Below are 22232 nucleotides of genomic sequence, written 5' to 3' on the forward strand. Positions count from 1 at the left end.
CACCGGACTCGAAGGCATTGAGAGGGAACTGATGGGTATCGAGGAGAAGCTGCCGAGCGGCTTTCTGCTCACCAGCGTGGAGGCCGCCGCGGGTTGGGTGCGGAAGGCTTCGGTCTTCCCGGCCACCTTCGGGCTCGCCTGCTGCGCGATCGAGATGATGACCACCGGCGCGGGCCGCTACGACCTGGCCCGGTTCGGCATGGAGGTGTTCCGCGGTTCGCCGCGGCAGGCCGACCTGATGATCGTGGCCGGCCGGGTCAGCCAGAAGATGGCGCCGGTGCTGCGGCAGGTGTACGACCAGATGCCGAACCCCAAGTGGGTCATCTCGATGGGCGTCTGCGCCTCCTCCGGCGGCATGTTCAACAACTACGCGATCGTTCAGGGCGTCGACCACATCGTCCCGGTGGACATCTACCTGCCGGGCTGCCCGCCCCGCCCGGAGATGCTGCTGGACGCGATCCTCAAGCTGCACGACAAGATCCAGCACGAGAAGCTCGGCGTGAACCGCCGCCGGGCCGAGGAGGAGGCCGAGCGCGTGGCGCTCGCGGCCACCCCGACCAGCGAGATGCGGGGGCTGCTGCGATGAGCGAGCACGAGAACGAGCCTCGACTCCCGGCCGGCCGGCAGGAGATCCCGGTGGAGGTGGTCGGCACCCGGCAGGGCATGTTCGGCGCCCACGGCACCGGCGACACCTCCGGCTTCGGCGGGCTGAACGCCCCGATCGTGCTGCCCGGCCCGAGCGAGCGCCCGTACGGAGGCTGGTTCGACGAGGTGGCCGACGAGTTCGAGGGCGCGCTGGAGGAGCAGGGCCTCGACGTCGACACGGTGATCGAGAAGACCGTGGTGGACCGCGGCGAGCTGACCTTCCACGTCTCCCGCGCGCACCTGCTGAAGGCGGTGCGGATCCTGCGCGACGACCCGGCGCTGCGGTTCGAACTGTGCCTGGGCGTCAGCGGCGTGCACTACCCGGCCGAGGCCGGCCGGGAGTTGCACGCGGTGTACCACCTGCGGTCGATCACCCACGGCCGGCTGATCCGGATCGAGGTGACCGCGCCCGACGCGGACCCGCGGATCCCGTCGGTGGTGAGCGTCTACCCGACCAACGACTGGCACGAGCGGGAGACCTACGACTTCTTCGGGCTGGTCTTCGAGGGCCACCCGGCGCTCACCCGGATCATGATGCCGGACGACTGGCTGGGGCACCCGCAGCGCAAGGACTACCCGCTCGGCGGCATCCCCGTCGAGTACAAGGGCGCCCAGATCCCGGCGCCCGACCAGCGGAGGTCGTACACCTGATGAGCAGCACACACTATGAAGCGGGCTCCAGGGAGACCACCGAAGGACGGGTGTTCACCGTCACCGGTGGCGACTGGGGCGAGGTCGCCGAGGCCGTCGCGGGCGCCGACGACGAGCGGATCATCGTCAACATGGGCCCGCAGCACCCGTCCACCCACGGCGTGCTGCGGCTGATCCTGGAGATCGACGGCGAGACGGTCACCGAGGCCCGCTGCGGCATCGGCTACCTGCACACCGGCATCGAGAAGAACATGGAGTTCCGCAACTGGGTGCAGGGCACCACGTTCGTGACGCGGATGGACTACCTCACTCCGCTGTACAACGAGACCGCCTACTGCCTGGCCGTGGAGAAGCTCCTCGGGATCACCGCCGACATCCCCGAACGGGCGTCCGTGATCCGGGTGCTGATGATGGAGCTGAATCGGATCTCCTCGCACCTGGTGGCCCTCGCCACCGGCGGCATGGAGATCGGCTCCACCACCCTGATGATCTACGGCTTCCGCGACCGCGAGGTCGTCCTGGACATCTTCGAACTGGTCACCGGCCTGCGGATGAACCACGCCTACGTCCGCCCCGGCGGCCTGGCCCAGGACCTGCCGCCCGGCGCCGTCGACAAGATCCGCGAGGGCGTCAAGCTGCTCCGCTCCCGGATGCACGAGTACGACAAACTCGCCACCGACAACCCGGTGTTCAAGGCCCGCCTGGTCGACGTCGGCTTCCTCGACCTGCCCGGCTGCCTGGCGCTCGGCGCCACCGGTCCGATCCTGCGCTCCACCGGGCTGCCGCACGACCTGCGCAAGACCGACCCGTACTGCGGGTACGAGAACTACGAGTTCGACGTCGCCACGGCCGACAGCTGCGACTCCTACGGACGGTTCGTGATCCGCCTGGAGGAGATGAAGCAGTCGCTGCGGATCGTCGAGCAGTGCCTGGACCGGCTGAAGCCCGGACCGGTGATGGTGGCCGACCGGAAGATCGCCTGGCCCGCCCAACTCGCCGTCGGCCCCGACGGCATGGGCAACTCGCTGGACCACATCCGGAAGATCATGGGCACCTCGATGGAGGCCCTGATCCACCACTTCAAGCTGGTCACCGAGGGCTTCAAGGTGCCGGTCGGCCAGGCGTACGCGGCCGTCGAGTCGCCCAAGGGCGAGCTCGGCGTGCACGTGGTCAGCGACGGCGGCACCCGGCCCTACCGGGTGCACTTCCGCGACCCGTCGTTCACCAACCTGCAGACGATGGCGGCGATGTGCGAGGGCGGCCAGGTCGCCGACGTGATCGTGGCAGTGGCCGGGATCGACCCGGTGATGGGAGGCGTGGACCGGTGAGCAGCACAGAACTCGGCCTACCGGCACTGCCGGCCAAGCCCTACCCGCCGGAGGTGGAGCGGCGACTCGCCGCCGACGCCGCCGAACTGATCGCCCGCTACCCGCAGTCCCGCTCCGCGCTGCTGCCGCTGCTGCACCTGGTGCAGGCCGAGGAGGGCTTCGTCTCCTCCACCGGAATCCGGTTCTGCGCCGAGCAGTTGGACCTCACCACCGCCGAGGTCACCGCGGTCGCCACCTTCTACACCATGTACCGGCGCCGCCCGGCCGGCGAGTACCACGTCGGGGTGTGCACCAACACGCTGTGCGCGGTGCTCGGCGGCGACCAGATCTTCGACGAGCTGAAGCAGCACCTGGAGATCGAGAACAACCGGACCACCGAGGACGGCGCGATCTCGATCGAGCGGATCGAGTGCAACGCGGCCTGCGACTACGCGCCCGTGGTGATGGTGAACTGGGAGTTCTTCGACAACCAGACCCCGGAATCCGCACGGGAGTTGGTGGACCGGCTACGGGCCGGCGAAGAGGTCCGGCCGACCCGCGGCGCGAAGCTCTGCTCGTTCAAGGAGACCTCCCGGATCCTGGCCGGCTTCGCCGACGAGCGCGAGGGCGCGGTCGACGAGTCCGGGGCCGGCGGCACCCCCTCGCTGGCCGGCCTGCGCCTCGCCAAGGGCGAGCCGCTGCCCGGCGCCCCGGGCACCAAGGTGGTCTCCCCCCGGCAAGAAGGGACGGAAGCGTGATGACCTCCGCCGAGCCGGCCGAGAAGCTGCTCTCCCCGGTCCTCTCCGCGTCCTGGGACGACCACCGCCCCTGGACCCTCGAAACCTACCGCCGGCACGGCGGCTACGACGGCCTGCGGGCCGCCCTGGCGATGCAGCCGGACGAGGTCATCGCCCTGGTCAAGGACGCCGGACTGCGCGGCCGCGGCGGCGCCGGCTTCCCCACCGGCATGAAGTGGCAGTTCATCCCGCAGGGCGACGGCAAGCCGCACTACCTGGTGGTCAACGCCGACGAGTCCGAGCCGGGCACCTGCAAGGACATCCCGCTGCTGTTCGCCAACCCGCACTCGCTGATCGAGGGCATGGTGATCGCGTCCTACGCGATCCGCTGCGAGCACGCCTTCATCTACCTGCGCGGCGAGGTCGTCCCGGTGCTGCGCCGCATTCAGGCCGCGGTCGCCGAGGCGTACGAGGCCGGGTACCTCGGCAAGGACGTGCTCGGCTCCGGGATCGACCTGGACATCACCGTGCACGCCGGCGCCGGCGCGTACATCTGCGGCGAGGAGACCGCGCTGCTGGACTCGCTGGAGGGCCGCCGCGGCCAGCCCCGGCTGCGCCCGCCGTTCCCGGCGATCGCCGGCCTGTACGCCTGCCCGACGGTGGTCAACAACGTCGAGTCGATCGCCTCGGTGCCGCCGATCCTGGCCCGCGGCAAGGACTGGTTCAAGTCGCTGGGCACCGAGAAGTCGCCCGGCTTCACCCTGTACTCGCTGTCCGGGCACGTCACCAACCCCGGCCAGTACGAGGCCCCGCTCGGCATCACGCTCCGTCAGCTGCTGGACATCTCCGGCGGCGTCCGGTCCGGGCACCGCCTCAAGTTCTGGACGCCGGGCGGCTCGTCCACCCCGATGTTCACCGACCAGCACCTCGACGTCCCGCTGGACTACGAGGGCGTCGGCGCGGCCGGCTCGATGCTCGGCACCAAGGCGCTCCAGGTGTTCGACGAGACCACCTGCGTGGTGCGGGCCGTCACCCGGTGGACCGAGTTCTACGCCCACGAGTCCTGCGGCAAGTGCACCCCCTGCCGCGAAGGCACCTACTGGCTGGTGCAGTTGCTCAAGCGGATCGAGGCCGGCCAGGGCGTGCCCGGGGACCTGGAGAAGCTGCTGGACATCGCCGACAACATCAACGGCAAGTCCTTCTGCGCGCTGGGCGACGGCGCCGCCAGCCCGATCGTCTCCTCGCTCCAGCACTTCCGCGCCGAGTACGAGCAGCACATCAACGAACACCGCTGTCCGTTCGACCCGGCGGCCTCCACCGTCTGGGCCGACCGGGCCTCCGTCCACGAGTCCGCCACCGAGAGGGAGGTGCACGCGTGACGGTCACGGAACCTTCCTCCACCCAGACCGAGCTGGTCACGCTCACCATCGACGGCGTCGAAGTCAGCGTCCCCAAGGGCACGTTGGTGATCCGCGCCGCCGAGCAGATCGGCACCCAGGTCCCGCGCTTCTGCGACCACCCGCTGCTCGACCCCGCCGGGGCGTGCCGCCAGTGCATCGTGGAGATCGAGGGACAGCGCAAGCCGGTCGCCTCCTGCACCATCCCGGTCGCCGAGGGCATGGTGGTGCGCACCCAGGTGTCCTCGCCGGTCGCCGAGAAGGCGCAGCGCGGCGTGATGGAGCTGCTGCTGATCAACCACCCGTTGGACTGCCCGGTCTGCGACAAGGGCGGCGAATGCCCGCTGCAGAACCAGGCGATGACCAACGGCGCCGCGGAGTCCCGGTTCGAGGGCGTCAAGCGGACGTACGAGAAGCCGATCCCGCTCTCCACCCAGGTGCTGCTGGACCGCGAGCGGTGCGTGCTGTGCGCGCGCTGCACCCGGTTCTCCCAGCAGATCGCCGGCGACCCGTTCATCGACCTGGTCGAGCGCGGCGCGCTCCAGCAGGTCGGCACCGGCGCGGACCAGCCGCTGGACTCGTACTTCTCCGGCAACACCATCCAGATCTGCCCGGTCGGCGCGCTCACCTCCGCCGCCTACCGGTTCCGCTCCCGCCCGTTCGACCTGGTGTCCTCGCCGTCCGTGTGCGAGCACTGCTCGGCGGGCTGCGGGCAGCGCACCGACCACCGGCGCGGCAAGGTGATGCGGCGTCTGGCCGGCAACGAGCCGGAGGTCAACGAGGAGTGGAACTGCGACAAGGGCCGGTTCGCGTTCCGGTACGCGCAGCAGCGTGACCGGTTCACCTCGCCGATGGTCCGGCGCGACGGCGAACTCGTCGCCGTGTCCTGGCCGGAGGCGCTGGCGGCGGTCGCCGAGGGACTGCGCGGCAAGCGGGCCGCGGCGCTGGCCGGCGGCCGGGTCACCGTCGAGGACGCCTACGGCTGGGGCAAGTTCGCCCGGCTCGCGCTCGGCACCAACGACGTCGACTTCCGGGCCCGTCCGCACAGCGGCGAGGAGGCGGAGTTCCTGGCCGCCGCCGTCGCCGGGCAGGGCGTGGACCTGGACGGCGGCGGTGTGACGTACCGCGAGCTGGAGGCCGCCCCGGCGGTGCTGCTGGCGGGGCTGGAGGCCGAGGAGGAGGCGCCGATCGTCTTCCTGCGGCTGCGCAAGGCCAACCGGGCGTCCGGGCTGCGGGTGTTCTCGATCGCCTCGCACGCCTCCCGCGGCCTGGCCAAGCTGCACGGCGCGCTGCTGCCCGCCGCCCCCGGCACCGAGGCCGAGTGGCTCGGCGCGCTGGGCGGCGAGGAGGTGCTCGCCGACGACGCGGGCCGCTGCGCGGACGCGCTGCGCTCCCCGGGCGCGGTGATCCTGGTCGGCGAGCGGCTCGCCCAGACCGTCGGCGGCCTGACCGCCGCGCTGCGCCTGGCGCAGACCACCGGGGCGAAGCTCGCCTGGGTGCCGCGGCGGGCCGGTGAGCGCGGCGCGGTCGAGGCCGGCGCGCTGCCCGGGCTGCTGCCCGGCGGCCGGGCCGTCGAGGTGCCGGCCGCGCGCGCCGAGGCGGCCGCGCACTGGGGCGTCGACGCGCTGCCGGCCGGGGCCGGCCGTGACACCGGGCAGATCCTGGCCGCCGCCGTCGCGGGCGAGCTGGACGCGCTGGTGGTCGGCGGCGTCGGCGTGGACGACCTGCCGGACCCGGCGCTCGCCGAACAGGCCCTGGAGCGTGCCTTCGTGGTCTCGCTGGAGCTGCGCCCGTCCGCGGTGACGGCGCTGGCCGACGTGGTGCTGCCGGTCGCCGCCGTCGCCGAGAAGGCCGGCACCTTCCTGGACTGGGAGGGCCGGGTCCGGATGTTCGAACCGGCGATCAAGCCCGATCAGCTGATGGGCCGTCATCTGCACTCGGACGTCCGGGTGCTGTCCATGGTCGCGGACGCGCTGGACCGGCCGATCGGCCTGCCCGACGTCCGGGCGGCCCGGCTGGAGCTGGACCGTTTCGCCCCGTGGCAGGGCGACCGCCCGGCCGCGCCCGGCGCGCACCCCGGCACGCTGCCCCGCCCGGTGACCGGGCAGGCCGTGCTGGCCGGGCACCGGATGCTGCTCGACAACGGCTCCCTCCAGGACGGCGACGAGCACCTGGCCGGCACCCGGCACCCGGTGGTGGCCCGGCTGTCCGCCGCCACCGCCGCCGAGATCGGCGCCACCGGCGCGCTGCTGCGGATCACCGGCCCGGCCGGGTCGCTGACCCTGCCGCTGGAGGTCACCGAGGCGATGCCGGACCGCACGGTCTGGCTGCCGCTCAACTCGACGCCCGGCGGCGGTGTGCACCGCACGCTCGGCACCACGCTCGGCCACCTGGTCACCATCGCCCCGGCGGAGGAACAGTGAACCTCTCTGCTGCGTACGACACCCTGGGCTTCTTCGGCCGTGACCCGTGGTGGCTGGTGCTGCTGAAGGCGGTGTTCTGCTTCGCGTTCCTGGTGCTGACGGTGCTGATCGCGATCGTCTGGGAGCGCAAGGTCGTCGCCTGGATGCAGCTGCGGATCGGCCCGAACCGGCACGGCCCGTGGGGTCTGCTGCAGTCGCTGGCCGACGGCGTGAAGCTGGCGCTGAAGGAAGACCTGGTGGTCAAGGGCGCCGACAAGGCGGTCTACGTCCTGGCGCCGATCGTCGCCGCGATCCCCGCGTTCATGGCGTTCGCGGTGATCCCGTTCGGCCCGGCCGGCAACGAGGTGTCGATCTTCGGCACCCGCACTCCGCTGCAGCTCACCGACCTGCCGATCGCGCTGCTGTACATCCTGGCCACCGCCTCGGTGGGCATCTACGGCATCGTGCTGGCCGGCTGGTCGTCCGGCTCGACGTACCCGCTGCTCGGCGGCATCCGCTCGTCCGCCCAGATGATCAGCTACGAGATCGCGATGGGCCTGTCGTTCGCGGCGGTGTTCATCTACTCGGGCTCGATGTCGACCTCGGAGATCGTCGCCTCGCAGCAGCCGACCTGGTTCGCGGTGCTGCTGCCGGTGTCGTTCATCGTCTACATCATCGCGATGGTCGGCGAGACCAACCGCGCCCCGTTCGACCTCCCGGAGGCCGAGGGCGAGCTGGTCGGCGGCTTCAACACCGAGTACTCCTCGCTGAAGTTCGCGATGTTCATGCTGGCCGAGTACGTCAACATGGTCACCGTCTCGGCGGTCGCCTCGACGCTGTTCCTCGGCGGCTGGCGGGCCCCGTGGCCGATCTCCACGTTCTGGGCGGGCGCCAACCACGGCTGGTGGCCGATGCTGTGGATCGTGCTGAAGATCCAGCTGCTGCTGTTCTTCTTCATCTGGCTGCGCGGCACGCTGCCCCGGCTGCGCTACGACCAGTTCATGAAGCTCGGCTGGAAGGTGCTCATCCCGGTCTCCCTGGTGTGGCTGGTGATGGTGTCCGCGGTGCGGGCGCTGCGCAACGAGGGCTACGACTTCACCAAGGTGCTGCTGTACGTGGGCGCCCCGCTGGCGGCGGTCCTGCTGATCGCGCTGGTGGCGGACGTGGTCCGGAAGAAGCCCGAGGAGCCGCCCGCCGCCGCGCCGCCTGCGGCCTTCGACCCGATGGCCGGCGGCTACCCGGTGCCGCCGCTGCCCGGTCAGCAACTGCCGCCCGTCCCGCGCCGCCGTCGCCGGACCCCGCAACTCCAGGACGCCCTCAACGGGGCCGACCATTCCGAAGGGAGCTGAGCCCCGCCATGTCTGACGAATCTTCGGAGAAGTCGGTCCTCGGGCCGGCCGCCGGCTTCGGCGTGACCTTCAAGGCCATGTTCAAGAAGCGGCTCACCGAGCAGTACCCGGAGTACAAGAAGCCCACCGCTCCGCGCTTCCACGGCCGCCACCAGCTGAACCGGCACCCGGACGGGCTGGAGAAGTGCGTCGGCTGCGAGCTGTGCGCCTGGGCCTGTCCGGCCGACGCGATCTACGTCGAGGGCGCCGACAACCACGACGACGAGCGGTACTCGCCGGGCGAGCGCTACGGCGCGGTCTACCAGATCAACTACGCCCGCTGCATCCTGTGCGGGCTGTGCATCGAGGCCTGCCCGACCCGGGCGCTCACCATGACCAACGAGTACGAGCTGGCCGACGACAGCCGGCAGGACCTGATCTTCACCAAGGAGCAGCTGCTGGTCGGGCTGACCGAGGGCATGGTCGACTCGCCGCACGCGTACTTCCCGGGCGCCGACGAGGGCGCCTACTACCGGGGCGAGATCACCGGCGCCGCGCCGGGCACCGTGCAGCAGGAGAAGCACGCGCGCGACAAGGAGGCGCAGTCATGACCTCCACCGGCGAGGCCGTGCAGTTCTGGGTGCTGGCCGTGATCGCGGTCGGCGGGGCGCTCGGCATGCTGCTGATGAAGAAGGCGGTGCACTCGGCGCTCTGCCTGGCCGCCACCATGCTGTCGCTGGCGGTCTGCTACCTGGCGCAGGGCGCGGTGTTCCTCGGCGTGGTGCAGATCGTGGTCTACACCGGCGCGATCATGATGCTGTTCCTGTTCGTGGTGATGCTGGTCGGCGTCTCCTCGGCGGACTCGCTGAAGGAGCAGCTGAAGGGGCAGCGGATCGCCGCCGTGCTCTGCGGCCTGGGCTTCGGCGTGCTGCTGATCGCCGGCCTGGCGAACGCGAAGCTGTCGCACTTCACCGGCCTGTCCGAGGCGAACGCCGAGGGCAACGTGCAGGGCCTGGCCAAGCTGATCTTCACCAAGTACGTGTGGGCGTTCGAGGTGACCGGCGCACTGCTGATCACCGCGGCGATCGGCGCGATGGTGCTGACCCACCGCGAGAAGGTCCACGAGCGGATGACGCAGCGTCAACTGGCCGCCCAGCGCGTCAAGGACAACATCCAGGTGCCGCCGCTGCCCGCCCCCGGCGTGTACGCCCGGCACAACGCGGTGGACATCCCGGGCCTGCTGCCGGACGGCACCGTCGCCGAGGACTCGGTGATGAGCACCCTGCGCGAGCGCGGCCAGATCCGCGACGTCAGCCAGGAGATGCTGCAGCGGATGGCCGAACTGGAGGAGAGCACCGCCGACTGGCTCGGCCGTCCGCCCTCCGCCCGTCCGAAGGTGACCGGGCCCCGCCAGGCGCTGGAGACCGTGCCGACCCCGACCAAGGAGGAGGCGGAGTGAACCCGGTCAACTACCTGTACCTCGCCGCGCTGCTGTTCACCATCGGCGCCTCGGGCGTGCTGATCCGCCGCAACGCGATCGTGCTGTTCATGTGCGTGGAGCTGATGCTGAACGCCTCGAACCTGGCGCTGGTCACGTTCTCCCGGCTGCACGGCAACCTGGACGGCCAGATCCTCGCGTTCTTCACCATGGTGGTCGCGGCGGCCGAGGTCGTGGTCGGCCTCGCCATCATCGTCTCCATCTTCCGGACCAGGCACTCCGCTTCGGTCGACGACAGCAACCTGATGAAGCTGTAGGCGGAGGGCCCTTCAGTGAACTCTCTCATTCCGCTGCTGGTCGCGGCGCCGCTGGCCGGCGCTGCCCTGCTGCTGCTCGGCGGACGGGCCCTGGACCGGTTCGGGCACTGGATCGCGACCGCCCTCGCGGCGCTGTCCTTCGCCTTCGGCCTCGCCCTGTTCGCCGACATGCTCGGCCGTGACACCGCGCACCGCGCCGTGATCGAGCGGCTCTACACCTGGATCCCGGTGGACGGCTTCCAGGCCGACATCTCCTTTCAACTCGACCAACTGTCCATTGTCTTCGTGCTGTTGATCACCGGCGTCGGCTCGCTGATCCACCTCTACTCGGTCGGCTACATGGCGCACGACGAGCGCCGCCGCCGGTTCTTCGCCTACTTGAACCTGTTCCTGGCCGCCATGCTGATCCTGGTGCTGGCCGACAACTACCTGCTGCTGTACGTCGGTTGGGAGGGCGTCGGACTGGCGTCCTACCTGCTGATCGGGTTCTGGCAGCACAAGCCGAGCGCCGCGACGGCCGCCAAGAAGGCGTTCATCGTCAACCGGGTCGGCGACATGGGCCTGTCGATCGCGATCATGCTGATGTTCGCCGAGTTCGGCTCGTTCGCCTTCCGGCCGGTGTTCTCCGCGGCGGGCGACGCGAGCGAGGGCAAGCTCACCGCGATCGCGCTGATGCTGCTGCTGGCCGCCTGCGGCAAGTCCGCGCAGGTCCCGCTGCAGTCCTGGCTGGGCGACGCGATGGAGGGCCCGACCCCGGTCTCCGCGCTGATCCACGCGGCCACCATGGTCACCGCCGGCGTCTACCTGATCACCCGCTCCTCGGCGATCTTCAACCTGGCGCCCGACGCGCAGACCGCCGTCGTGGTGGTCGGTGCGGTGACGCTGATCTTCGGTGCGATCGTCGGTTGCGCCAAGGACGACATCAAGAAGGCGCTGGCCGGCTCGACCATGTCGCAGATCGGCTACATGATCATGGCGGCCGGCCTCGGCCCGATCGGCTACGCCTTCGCGATCATGCACCTGGTCACCCACGGCTTCTTCAAGGCCGGGCTGTTCCTCGGCGCCGGGTCGGTCATGCACGGCATGAACGACGAGGTGAACATGCGGCACTACGGCGGGCTGCGCAAGCACATGCCGGTCACCTTCTGGACCTTCCTGCTCGGCACCGGCGCGCTCATCGGCTTCCCGCTGCTGTCCGGCTTCTGGTCGAAGGACAAGATCATCGACGCGGCGTTCGCCAAGGGCGGCGCGGAGGGCTGGATCATCGGCCTGTGCGCGCTGACCGGCGCCGCGATCACCGCGTTCTACATGACCCGGGTGGTGCTGCTCACCTTCTTCGGCGAGCAGCGCTGGCAGCCGGACGCCGAGGGCCACCTGCCGCACCCGCACGAGTCCCCGAAGACCATGACCATCCCGATGATCGTGCTGGCCTTCGGCTCGGTGTTCGCGGGCGGGCTGTTCACCCTCGGCAGCTCCTTCCTGCACTTCCTGGAGCCGGTCACCGGCCACGAGGAGGGCCACCCGCCGTTCAACTCGTACGTGGTCAGCACCCTCGCCACCGTCTGCATGCTGGCCGGCGTCGGCCTGGCCTACCGGATGTACGGCCGGGGCCCCGTCCCGGTGAAGGCGCCGATCGGCTCGCTGGTCACCCGCGCCGCCCGCCGCGACCTGCTCCAGGACGACTTCAACCACGCCGTCCTGGTCCGGCCCGGCTCCGCGCTCGCCGCCACCCTGGTCTGGTTCGACAGCAGGGGCCTGGACGGCGTCGTCAACGGCCTGGCCGCCGCCATCGGCGGACTGTCCGGCCGCCTGCGCCGGATCCAGACCGGATACGTCCGGACGTACGCGCTCTCCATGTTCGGCGGCACGCTGGTGCTGGTCGCCTCCACTCTCCTGATGAGGTCGGTCTGATGAGCTACCTCCTCTCCGCCACCTGTGCCGTCCCGGCCGTCGGAGCGGTGGTCACCGCCGCCCTCCCGGCCGGCACCAGCGAGGCCCGGCGGCGCACCACCAAGTACGTCGCACTCGCGGTCTCGGCCGCCACCCTGGGACTGGCCGCCGCGGTCGCCGCGTCCTTCGAACCGGGCGGCCCCCGCTACCAGTTGACCGAGTCCTACAGCTGGATCCGGTCCTTCGGGATCAGCTTCTCGCTCGGCGCGGACGGCATCGGCACCGTGCTGGCACTGCTCACCGCCGTGCTGGTGCCGCTGGTGATGCTGGCCGGCTGGCACGACGCCGACCCGGCCGCGCCCGAGGGCTCGTTCGAGTCCAAGCGCCGCACCCAGGGCTTCTTCGCCCTGATCCTCGCCGTCGAGGCGATGGTGCTGGTGTCCTTCCTGGCCACCGACGTGTTCGTGTTCTACGTGTTCTTCGAAGCCATGCTGATCCCGATGTACTTCCTGATCGGCGGCTTCGGCGACCGGGCCGGCGGACCCGACTCGGCCCGCCAACGCTCCTACGCGGCCGTCAAGTTCCTGCTGTACAACCTGCTCGGCGGACTGGTCATGCTGGCCGCCGTGATCGGCCTGTACGTGGTGGCCGCCGACCAGGGACAGGCGACGTTCGGCCTGCCCGCGCTGACCGACGCGATCCACTCCGGCAAGCTGGTGATCGACCCGACCGCGCAGCGCGCGCTGTTCCTCGGCTTCTTCTTCGCCTTCGCGGTGAAGGCCCCGCTGTGGCCGCTGCACACCTGGCTGCCCAACGCGATGGGGGAGTCCACCGCCGGAACGGCCGTACTGATCACGGCGGTCGTCGACAAGGTCGGCACCTTCGCGATGCTCCGGTTCTGCCTCGGCCTGTTCCCGGACGCCTCGAAGACCTTCGCCCCGGCGATCCTGGTGCTGTCGCTGATCGGCATCGTCTACGGCGCGCTGGTCGCCATCGGCCAGAAGGACATCAAGCGGCTGGTCGCCTACGCGTCCATCTCGCACTTCGGGTTCATCATCATGGGCATCTTCGCGATGACCAGCCAGGGCCAGTCCGGCGCCACCCTCTACATGGTCAACCACGGCATCTCCACCGCCGCGTGGATGCTGGTGGCGGGCTTCCTGATCTCCCGCCGCGGCTCCCGCCTGATCGCCGACTACGGCGGCGTGCAGAAGGTCGCCCCCGTCCTGGCCGGCACCTTCCTGATCGGCGGCCTGGCCACCCTGTCGCTGCCCGGCCTGGCCCCGTTCGTCAGCGAATTCCTGGTCCTGGTCGGCACGTTCACCCGCTACCCGGTGATCGGCGTCATCGCCACCTTCGGCATCGTGCTGGCCGCGCTGTACGCGCTGATGCTGTACCAGCGCACCATGACCGGCCCGGTGAAGGAGTCCGTCACCGGCATGCCCGACCTGAAGGCCCGTGAACTCGCGGTGGTCGCCCCGCTGGTGGCGCTCACCCTGCTGCTCGGCGTCTACCCCCAGACGCTCACCCGGATGGTGAACCCGGCCGTGAACGACACCCTCAGCCAGGTCCACCGGACCGACCCCGCGCCCGCCCACCCGGTCGCCGCCACCAACGGAGGTGAGCAGAAGTGATCTCCACCCACGCGCTGGCGGCCGCCGGCGGCAACAGTCCGAGCATCCCGGCCCCGCACATCGAGTACGGCCAACTCTCGCCGATGCTCGTGGTGTTCGGCGCCGCGCTGATCGGCATCCTGGCCGAGGCGTTCCTGCCGCGCCGGCTGCGCGCCTCCACCCAGCTCGGCATCTCGCTGGTCGGCCTGGTCGGCGGCTTCGTCGCCGTGATCGTCCTCGCCGCCCAGGGCCACGCCACCACCAGGGCCGGCCTGCTGGCGATGGGCTCGGTCGCCATCGACGGGCCCGCGCTGTTCCTGCAGGGCGTCATCCTGCTGACCGCCGTCCTCGCCGTCCTCACCTACGCCGAGGGCCGGCTGGAGCCGCGCATCAACGGCCACCGGATCGACGCCTTCGCCGCCCAGGCGGCGGCCGTCCCCGGCGGTGAGCAGGAACGCGAAGCCACCCGCGAGGGCCTGCGGACCACCGAGATCTACCCGCTCACCCTGTTCGCGGTCGGCGGCATGCTGCTCTTCCCCGCCTCCAACGACCTGCTCACCATGTTCGTGGCGCTCGAAGTGCTCTCCCTGCCGCTGTACCTGATGTGCGCGATCGCCCGGCGCCGCCGCCTGCTGTCGCAGGAGGCCGCCGTCAAGTACTTCCTGCTTGGCGCGTTCGCCTCCGCGTTCTTCCTGTTCGGCACCGCCCTGGTGTACGGCTACGCGGGCAGCCTCCGGCTCGGCGACATCGCCGACGTGGTCGCCGGCACCGCCCCCGTCACCCCGGCGCTCGCCGTCACCACGCAGAACGACGCGCTGCTGCTGATCGGCCTGGCCATGCTCGCCGTCGGCCTGCTGTTCAAGGTCGGCGCGGTGCCGTTCCACTCCTGGACCCCGGACGTCTACCAGGGCGCGCCCACCCCCGTCAGCGGGTTCATGGCCGCCGCCACCAAGACCGCCGCGTTCGGCGCCCTGCTGCGGCTCTTCTACGTCGCCTTCCCCGGCGTCCGCTGGGACTGGCGGCCCGTCATGTGGGGCGTCGCGATCCTCACCATGGTGGTCGGCTCGATCCTCGCCGTCACCCAGCAGGACGTGAAGCGGCTCCTCGCCTACTCCTCGGTCGCGCACGCCGGCTTCATCCTCACCGGCCTGATCGCCACCGACCGGCGCGGCGTCGCCGCCGTCCTCTTCTACCTGCTCGCCTACTCCTTCGTCACCCTCGGCGCGTTCGCCGTGGTCACCCTGGTCCGCGACTCCAAGGGCGAGGCCACCCACCTCTCCAACTGGGCCGGCCTCGGCCGCCGCTCCCCCCTGCTCGCCGCGGTCTTCGCGCTCTTCCTGCTGGCCTTCGCCGGCATCCCGCTCACCTCCGGCTTCACCGGCAAGTTCGCGGTCTTCCAGGCCGCGGCCGCCGGCGGCGCCACCCCGCTGGTGATCGTCGGTGTGCTGTCCTCCGCGATCGCCGCCTTCTTCTACATCCGCGTCATCGTCCTGATGTTCTTCTCCGACCCCCAGCCGTCCGGCCCCGCCGTCGCCGTCCCCAGCACCCTCACCGCCACCACCATCGCCTTCGGCGTCCTGGTGACCCTGGGCCTGGGACTGCTCCCGCAGTACTTCCTCGACCTGGCCACCAAGGCCTCGGTCTTCGTCCGCTGACCGCTCCCGGCCGGCGGGAGGTCGGTCCGTACCGGGCCCACCTCCCGCCACCAGGGGAGGAAGGACCATGCCCGTGCAGTGATCCACTCGGGACCGGATACGCTGCCTTGTATGTGCATCGGCGGCGCTGAGGGACCGGCCCGCTGGATCGACCAGGGACAGGAGTGGTCAGCGTGACCGTCGTGGGGCCCTTCGGGCTGAGCGTGCAGGACCGCGATCTGACCCGTGACGTCCAGGCCGGGATGGAGGCCGTGGAGGCCGCCCTGATCGAGGCCGTCAAGTGCGACGTGCCCTTCATCACGGTGACCGCCAGCCACCTCATCGAGGCCGGGGGGAAGCGGTTCAGGCCGCTGCTGGTGATGCTCGCCGCCCAGTTCGGCGACCCCGGCGCGCCCGGGGTGGTGCCGTCCGCGGTGGTGGTCGAACTGACCCACCTCGCGACGCTGTACCACGACGACGTCATGGACGAGGCCCCCGTGCGGCGCGGCGCGCCCAGCGCCAACAGCCGCTGGGACAACTCGGTCGCCATCCTCACCGGCGACTTCCTGTTCTCCCGCGCCTCCCAGGTGCTCTCCGGCCTCGGCCCCGAAGCCGTCAAGGTCCAGGCCGACGCGTTCGAGCGACTGGTCACCGGCCAGATCCTGGAGACCGTCGGGCCCCGCGCCGAGGACGACCCGCTGCACCACTACCTGGACGTCCTGTCCGGCAAGACCGGCTCGCTGATCGCCGTCTCCTGCCGCTTCGGCGCGATGATGGCCGGCGCCGAGCCGTGGATCGTCGACCTGCTCACCCAGTACGGCGAGCGGATCGGCACCGCGTTCCAGCTGGCCGACGACGTCCTCGACATCGCCAGCGACGGCCACGAGTCCGGCAAGACCCCCGGCACCGACCTGCGCGAGGGCGTCCCCACGCTGCCGGTCCTGCTGCTGCGTCAGATGCCCGTCGACCCGGCCGACCCCGAGGACGCCCGGCTGCGCGAACTCCTCGACACCGATCTGGCGTCCGACGACGCCGCCCACGCGGAGGCGCTGCGCCTGCTGCGCCGGCACCCGGCGCTGGAGCGGGCCCGCCGCGAGACGCTGCGCTACGCCGAGGAGGCACGGGCGCTGCTGGACGCGCTGCCGGAGTGCCCGGCCAAGGCGGCGCTGCAGGAGCTGTGCGACACGGTGGCCATCCGCACCATGTGAGACACGCGGGCGGGTGGGCACGAGAGGGTGCGCAACCAGGGGCGCGGGGAACTGCGCGAAGGGGAACGCACCCGTCGGAAAGATCGCGACGCAGGGCAATGACTTGCACGTGTTCGCGACCTTGCGGACCTGACTTGCGCTTGTCGCGCAGTTCCCCGCGCCCTTGTTTTCGCGCCCACCTGCTCTCGCGCAGCTCTCCCCGCGCCCCTGTTTTCGTGCCCGCAAGGTTTTCGCGCCCGATAGGGTCGTCCCATGTTGCGTGTGGTGATCGCCGAGGATTCCGTGCTGCTCCGGGAGGGGCTGACGCGGTTGCTGACGGACCGGGGGATGGAGGTCGTGGCGGGGGTCGGTGACGGGGAGGCGCTGCTGCGGGCGGTGGACGGGCTGCACGGGGAGGGCGCGCTGCCGGACGTGGTGGTGGCGGATGTGCGGATGCCGCCGACGCACACCGACGAGGGGGTGCGGGCGTGCGTGGAGTTGCGCAAGCGGTATCCGCAGCTGGGCGTGCTGGTGCTGTCGCAGCACGTGGAGGAGCAGTACGCGGGTGAGCTGCTGGCGGGTTCGACCCGCGGGGTGGGCTACCTGCTGAAGGACCGGGTCGCGGAGGTCCGGGAGTTCGCGGACGCGGTGACCCGGGTCGCGCAGGGCGGGACGGCGCTGGACCCGGAGGTGGTGCAGCAGCTGCTGAGCCGCAGCCGGCAGGTGGACACGCTGGCGAATCTGACGCCCCGTGAGCGCGAGGTGCTGGGGCTGATGGCGGAGGGCCGGACCAATGCCGCGATAGCCAAGCAACTGGTGGTGTCGGACGGTGCTGTCGAGAAGCATGTGTCGAACATCTTCCAAAAATTGGGTTTGGGGCAGAGCCAGCAGGATCACCGGCGCGTTCTCGCAGTACTGGCGTATTTGGAGTCGTGACCGGCCGGGGACCCGCGATTTCGGTCTTCGCGAGTTCCCTTCCGGTTGTGCTCCACCTGTTTAGGATTCCCTTGGTGCGCCAGGCGGACGGGGCACACGGCTCACGCCCGCTGCTGGCGCTCCTCGAGGAGGTCCGCGGCAGTGACCAGTCAGGTCGATCAGTCAGAGGCAGTGGACGGCCCGGGCGGCGAGAGCCGGACGGGTCCGGCCTCGCCCCGTTCGGGTCCGCAGGACGGGTCCGGGCGGACGGCAAAGCCGATCCGACGGTTGGACCGGGTGATCATCCGGTTCGCCGGGGACTCCGGCGACGGCATGCAGCTCACCGGTGACCGTTTCACCTCGGAGACGGCGGCGTTCGGCAACGACCTGTCGACCCTGCCGAACTTCCCGGCGGAGATCCGGGCCCCCGCAGGCACCCTGCCGGGTGTGTCCAGCTTCCAGTTGCACTTCGCCGACCACGACATCCTGACGCCCGGCGACGCCCCCGACGTGCTGGTGGCGATGAACCCGGCGGCGCTGAAGGCGAACCTGCCGGACCTGCCGGCCGGCGCCGAGATCATCGTCAACACGGACGAGTTCACCAAGCGGGCGCTGGCGAAGGTCGGGTACGACAAGGACCCGCTGTCGGACGGCTCGCTGGAGTCGTTCCGGCTGCACCCGGTGCCGCTGACCACGCTGACCCTGGAGGCGCTGAAGGACAGCGGGCTGGCCCGCAAGGACGCCGAGCGGGCGAAGAACATGTTCGCGCTCGGCCTGCTGTCGTGGATGTACCACCGGCCCACCCACGGCACCGAGCTGTTCCTGCGCCAGAAGTTCGCGAAGAAGCCGCTGATCGCGGAGGCGAACGTGACGGCGTTCCGGGCGGGCTGGAACTTCGGCGAGACCACCGAGGACTTCGCGGTCTCCTACGAGGTGCCGCCGGCCAAGCTGCCGGCCGGCACGTACCGCAACATCTCCGGGAACCTGGCGCTGTCGTACGGCCTGGTCGCGGCGGGGGAGCGGTCCGGGCTGCCGGTGTTCCTCGGCTCGTACCCGATCACCCCGGCGTCGGACATCCTGCACGAGCTGTCGAAGCACAAGAACTTCGGCGTCCGGACGTTCCAGGCCGAGGACGAGATCGCCGGCATCGGCGCGGCGCTCGGTGCGGCGTTCGGCGGCGCGCTGGGCGTGACCACCACCTCCGGCCCGGGCGTGGCGCTGAAGTCGGAGACCATCGGCCTGGCGGTGTCGCTGGAACTGCCGCTGCTGGTGGTCGACATCCAGCGCGGCGGCCCGTCCACCGGCCTGCCGACCAAGACCGAGCAGGCCGACCTGCTGCAGGCGATGTTCGGCCGCAACGGCGAGGCCCCGGTGCCGATCGTGGCCCCCGCGACGCCCGCCGAGTGCTTCGACGCCGCGCTCGACGCCGCCCGGATCGCGCTCGGCTACCGCACCCCGGTGTTCCTGCTCTCGGACGGCTACCTGGCCAACGGCTCCGAACCGTGGAAGATCCCGGACGTCGACGAACTCCCGGACCTGCGCGTGGAGTTCGCCACCGAGCCGAACGGCCCCGACGGCTCCTTCCGCCCCTACCAGCGCGACCCGCACACCCTCGCCCGCCCCTGGGCCGTCCCCGGCACTCCCGGCCTCGAGCACCGGATCGGCGGCATCGAGAAGCAGGACGGCACCGGCAACATCTCCTACGACCCGGCCAACCACGACTTCATGGTCCGCACCCGGCAGGCCAAGATCGACGGCATCGAGGTGCCGGACATCGAGGTCGACGACCCCAGCGGCGAGGCCCGCGTCCTGGTGCTCGGCTGGGGCTCCACCTACGGCCCGATCACCGCCGCGGTGCGCCGGGTCCGGGCGGACGGCGGCCAGGTCGCCCAGGCCCACCTGCGCCACCTCAACCCCTTCCCGGCCAACCTCGGCACGGTGCTGCGCCGCTACGAGCGGGTGATCGTCCCCGAGATGAACCTCGGGCAGCTCGCCCTGCTGCTGCGCGCGAAGTACCTCGTCGACGCCCAGTCCTACAACCAGGTGCGCGGCCTGCCGTTCAAGGCCGCCCAACTCGCCGACGTGCTGCACGCGGCGATCGGCACGCTCGACGCGGAGGCGACCCGATGACCGACTTCCCCGCGCTGCGGCTCGTCCCGAAGGCCGACGGCCCGCAGTCCGCGAAGGACTTCAAGACCGACCAGGAAGTGCGCTGGTGCCCAGGCTGCGGCGACTACGCGATCCTGGCCGCCGTCCAGTCCTTCATGCCGGAGCTCGGCATCCGCCGGGAGAACACCGTCTTCGTCTCCGGCATCGGCTGCTCCTCGCGCTTCCCGTACTACATGAACACCTACGGCATGCACTCGATCCACGGCCGCGCCCCGGCGATCGCCACCGGCCTGGCCGCGTCCCGCCCCGACCTGTCGGTCTGGGTGGTGACGGGCGACGGCGACGCGCTGTCGATCGGCGGCAACCACCTGATCCACGCGCTGCGCCGGAACGTCAATCTGAAGATCCTGCTGTTCAACAACCGGATCTACGGCCTGACGAAGGGCCAGTACTCGCCGACCAGCGAGGTCGGCAAGATCACCAAGTCCACGCCGATGGGTTCGCTGGACGCCCCCTTCAACCCGCTGTCGCTGGCGATCGGCGCGGAGGCGAGCTTCGTCGCCCGGACCATCGACTCCGACCGGCAGCACCTCCAGTCGGTGCTGCGGGCCGCGGCGCAGCACGAGGGCACCGCGCTGGTGGAGATCTACCAGAACTGCAACATCTTCAACGACGGCGCGTTCGAGCTCCTGAAGGAGCCCGGCACCCGGGACGAGGCGCTGATCCGGCTGGAGCACGGGCAGCCGATCCTGGTCGGCGCGGACCGGCACGTGGTGCGGGGTGCGGACGGCGAGCTGCGGATCGCGCCGCGCAGCGAGGGCGAGGCCGTCGTCCACGACGCGCACGCGAGCAGCCCGACGACGGCGTTCGCGCTCACCCGGCTCGCCGAGGCGGACCTGCTGCACCACACGCCGATCGGGGTGCTGCGGGACGTGCAGCGGGACGTCTACGACACGCAGATGGCGGACCAGTTGGCGTTGGCGGAGGAGCAGAAGGGGCGGGGGGAGCTGGCCGGTCTGCTGGCCGGTTCGAGCACGTGGACGGTGACGGAGTAGGGGGCCGGTGACGTCGGTGGGCAGCTGGCCCTCGGGCCCCTGCCCTTCCTCCCCTTGTCAGGAGTGACAGCTCATTATGGGGATGACACCTTCACCCGCGTGCCGCTACCTTTCGTAGGACGTTTCGTGCGCGGGTGAAGGGCAGGCCATGGCGGAGAGTGCGCGAGAGGCCAGGGTCGGGCTGTGGAACGGCTTCGCGGCGTACGGGATGTGGGGCCTGTTCCCCCTGTTCTGGCCGCTGCTGGAGCCGGCCGGGGCGGCGGACATCCTGGCGAACCGGATGGTGTGGTCGCTGGTGGCGGTGGCCGCGATGCTGCTGATACGCCGCCGCTGGGGGTGGATACGCCCGCTGCTGCGCCAGCCGCGCAGGCTCGCGCTGCTCGCGCTGGCGGCGGTCACCGTCTCGGTGAACTGGGGCGTGTACATCTGGGCCGTGAACGCCGGGCACGTGGTGGAGACCAGTCTCGGGTACTTCATCAATCCGCTGGTGACGATCGCCTTCGGCGTGCTGGTGCTGCGCGAGCGGCTGCGCACCGCGCAGTGGGCGGCGGTCGGGGTCGGCGTGGCCGCGGTCGCGGTGCTGTCGGTGGCGTACGGGCGGCTGCCGTGGATCGCGCTGACGCTGGCGTTCTCGTTCGCCACGTACGGGCTGCTGAAGAAGAAGGTCGCGCTGGGCGGGCCGGAGAGCCTGGCGGTGGAGAGCGCGGTGATGTTCCCGTTCGCGCTCGGCTTCCTGGTGTACCTGGGGGTGCGCGGCGAGGGCAGCCTCGGCCACTACGGCTGGGGGCACACCGCGCTGCTGATGGTCAGCGGGGTGATCACGGCGGTGCCGCTGATGTGCTTCGGCGCGGCGGCGCTGCGGGTGCCGCTGACCACGCTGGGCCTGCTGCAGTACCTGGCGCCGGTGTTCCAGTTCCTGATCGGCGTGACGGTCTTCCACGAGTCGATGTCGCCGGCCCGCTGGGTGGGCTTCGGCCTGGTGTGGGTGGCGCTGGTGCTGCTGAGCGTGGACGCCCTGCGCCGGGTCCGGGCGGACCGGCGGCAGGTCGCCGCGCCGGTGCCGGCGGAGACGGTCGCCCGCTGACGGGGCGGCGGCGCCGCCGGGGTTCACTTCGGAGTCGTCAGTTCGGGGCCGATCACGACGCGCGCGTCGAAGAACGCTTTGGCGAGGGTCCGGTGCGTCTCGGGGTCGGTGATCCGCTCGGCGCGTTCGAACTGCTCGGCCAGGATCCGGATCGTGAAGCAGACGCGCTCGCCGGTCTCGGTCGTGCCCAGGACCACGCAGTCGGCCCGCTCGGCCGAGGCCTTGCGGCGGAGCACCGGGAAGGTCTCCTCCGGCCGGAGCGCGAGCGGTGCTCCGGTGGCGGTCCGGATGTCCGGGGCGCCGCTGGCCAGGGCGGTCAGCTCGGCGGTGGCGAACACCGCGATCGGCGGCTCCAGACCGCGTGGGCCCCGCCTCCTGGCCGCGCCGGCGAAGCCGCCCGCGACGACCGCCGGCACCGCCAGCAAGGTCATCGTCATCGACGACGGCGCGAGGGCGACCGCCAGTGCGGCCGCGCCGAGCAGTGCGGCGAACACCGGCCAATACTTTCCAGCCATTTCCTGCC

19 protein-coding genes are annotated in these 22232 nt (G+C 71.0%); 18 read left to right on the forward strand and 1 reads right to left on the reverse strand.

Annotated elements, in window-relative coordinates:
* Positions 1 to 31: 31 nt before the first annotated feature.
* The 18 genes from ACIQF6_RS10295 (at position 32) to rarD (ending at position 21709) form a co-directional block, all read left to right on the forward strand.
* The gene (locus ACIQF6_RS10295; protein WP_400892587.1) at positions 32 to 586 is read left to right on the forward strand and encodes a NuoB/complex I 20 kDa subunit family protein; all 555 of its coding nucleotides are present in this window, start codon (positions 32 to 34) and stop codon (positions 584 to 586) included.
* Positions 583 to 1296: an NADH-quinone oxidoreductase subunit C gene (locus ACIQF6_RS10300; RefSeq protein WP_400892589.1), complete on the forward strand. Its 714-nt coding sequence runs from the start codon at positions 583 to 585 to the stop codon at positions 1294 to 1296. Before ACIQF6_RS10295 ends, ACIQF6_RS10300 begins: the two co-directional genes overlap by 4 nt.
* A complete protein-coding gene (locus ACIQF6_RS10305; protein ID WP_400892591.1) occupies positions 1296 to 2624 on the forward strand; it encodes an NADH-quinone oxidoreductase subunit D in 1329 nt (442 codons plus the stop codon). Before ACIQF6_RS10300 ends, ACIQF6_RS10305 begins: the two co-directional genes overlap by 1 nt.
* A complete protein-coding gene (gene nuoE, locus ACIQF6_RS10310) occupies positions 2621 to 3361 on the forward strand; it encodes an NADH-quinone oxidoreductase subunit NuoE (RefSeq protein WP_400892593.1) in 741 nt (246 codons plus the stop codon). Before ACIQF6_RS10305 ends, nuoE begins: the two co-directional genes overlap by 4 nt.
* A complete protein-coding gene (gene nuoF, locus ACIQF6_RS10315; RefSeq protein WP_400892596.1) occupies positions 3361 to 4719 on the forward strand; it encodes an NADH-quinone oxidoreductase subunit NuoF in 1359 nt (452 codons plus the stop codon). The genes nuoE and nuoF overlap by 1 nt, the downstream gene beginning before the upstream one ends.
* Positions 4716 to 7160 (forward strand): NADH-quinone oxidoreductase subunit G, encoded by a 2445-nt coding sequence (locus tag ACIQF6_RS10320; RefSeq protein ID WP_400892598.1) that lies wholly within the window; start codon positions 4716 to 4718, stop codon positions 7158 to 7160. The genes nuoF and ACIQF6_RS10320 overlap by 4 nt, the downstream gene beginning before the upstream one ends.
* Positions 7157 to 8488 carry an NADH-quinone oxidoreductase subunit NuoH gene (gene nuoH / locus ACIQF6_RS10325; RefSeq protein ID WP_400892601.1) on the forward strand — a complete coding sequence of 444 codons (1332 nt, stop codon included), beginning with the start codon at positions 7157 to 7159 and terminating at the stop codon, positions 8486 to 8488. The genes ACIQF6_RS10320 and nuoH overlap by 4 nt, the downstream gene beginning before the upstream one ends.
* Positions 8489 to 8496: 8 nt before the next feature.
* Entirely contained in the window at positions 8497 to 9078 is a 582-nt protein-coding gene (nuoI, locus tag ACIQF6_RS10330) for an NADH-quinone oxidoreductase subunit NuoI (protein WP_400892604.1), read from the forward strand.
* A complete protein-coding gene (locus tag ACIQF6_RS10335; protein ID WP_400892606.1) occupies positions 9075 to 9926 on the forward strand; it encodes an NADH-quinone oxidoreductase subunit J in 852 nt (283 codons plus the stop codon). Before nuoI ends, ACIQF6_RS10335 begins: the two co-directional genes overlap by 4 nt.
* Positions 9923 to 10222: an NADH-quinone oxidoreductase subunit NuoK gene (nuoK, locus tag ACIQF6_RS10340; RefSeq protein ID WP_043915678.1), complete on the forward strand. Its 300-nt coding sequence runs from the start codon at positions 9923 to 9925 to the stop codon at positions 10220 to 10222. The genes ACIQF6_RS10335 and nuoK overlap by 4 nt, the downstream gene beginning before the upstream one ends.
* 15 nt (positions 10223 to 10237) lie before the next feature.
* On the forward strand, positions 10238 to 12133 hold the full coding sequence (gene nuoL, locus ACIQF6_RS10345) for an NADH-quinone oxidoreductase subunit L (protein ID WP_400892608.1): 1896 nt from the start codon (positions 10238 to 10240) through the stop codon (positions 12131 to 12133).
* The gene (locus ACIQF6_RS10350; RefSeq protein WP_400892611.1) at positions 12133 to 13746 is read left to right on the forward strand and encodes an NADH-quinone oxidoreductase subunit M; all 1614 of its coding nucleotides are present in this window, start codon (positions 12133 to 12135) and stop codon (positions 13744 to 13746) included. Before nuoL ends, ACIQF6_RS10350 begins: the two co-directional genes overlap by 1 nt.
* Positions 13743 to 15380, forward strand: a complete 1638-nt coding sequence (gene nuoN, locus ACIQF6_RS10355; protein WP_400892614.1) for an NADH-quinone oxidoreductase subunit NuoN — start codon at positions 13743 to 13745, stop codon at positions 15378 to 15380. The genes ACIQF6_RS10350 and nuoN overlap by 4 nt, the downstream gene beginning before the upstream one ends.
* Before the next feature lie 173 nt (positions 15381 to 15553).
* Complete coding sequence (locus ACIQF6_RS10360) at positions 15554 to 16567, forward strand: polyprenyl synthetase family protein (protein ID WP_400892617.1); 1014 nt, start codon at positions 15554 to 15556, stop codon at positions 16565 to 16567.
* 255 nt (positions 16568 to 16822) lie between these two features.
* Positions 16823 to 17482, forward strand: coding sequence for a LuxR C-terminal-related transcriptional regulator (locus ACIQF6_RS10365; protein WP_400893875.1), 660 nt, complete (start codon positions 16823 to 16825; stop codon positions 17480 to 17482).
* Positions 17483 to 17623: 141 nt separating this feature from the next.
* A complete protein-coding gene (locus ACIQF6_RS10370) occupies positions 17624 to 19591 on the forward strand; it encodes a 2-oxoacid:acceptor oxidoreductase subunit alpha (protein WP_400892619.1) in 1968 nt (655 codons plus the stop codon).
* A complete protein-coding gene (locus ACIQF6_RS10375; protein WP_400892622.1) occupies positions 19588 to 20625 on the forward strand; it encodes a 2-oxoacid:ferredoxin oxidoreductase subunit beta in 1038 nt (345 codons plus the stop codon). The genes ACIQF6_RS10370 and ACIQF6_RS10375 overlap by 4 nt, the downstream gene beginning before the upstream one ends.
* Positions 20626 to 20773: 148 nt before the next feature.
* Positions 20774 to 21709, forward strand: a complete 936-nt coding sequence (gene rarD, locus ACIQF6_RS10380; RefSeq protein ID WP_400892625.1) for an EamA family transporter RarD — start codon at positions 20774 to 20776, stop codon at positions 21707 to 21709.
* 23 nt (positions 21710 to 21732) lie between these two features.
* Here the strand turns inward: rarD and ACIQF6_RS10385 are convergent, their stop codons facing one another.
* Positions 21733 to 22224, reverse strand: a complete 492-nt coding sequence (locus ACIQF6_RS10385) for a hypothetical protein (protein ID WP_400892627.1) — start codon at positions 22222 to 22224, stop codon at positions 21733 to 21735.
* Between the last annotated feature and the right edge of the window lie 8 nt (positions 22225 to 22232).

The sequence above is a fragment of the Kitasatospora sp. NPDC092948 genome (assembly GCF_044754805.1).
Classification (GTDB): Bacteria; Actinomycetota; Actinomycetes; order Streptomycetales; family Streptomycetaceae; genus Kitasatospora.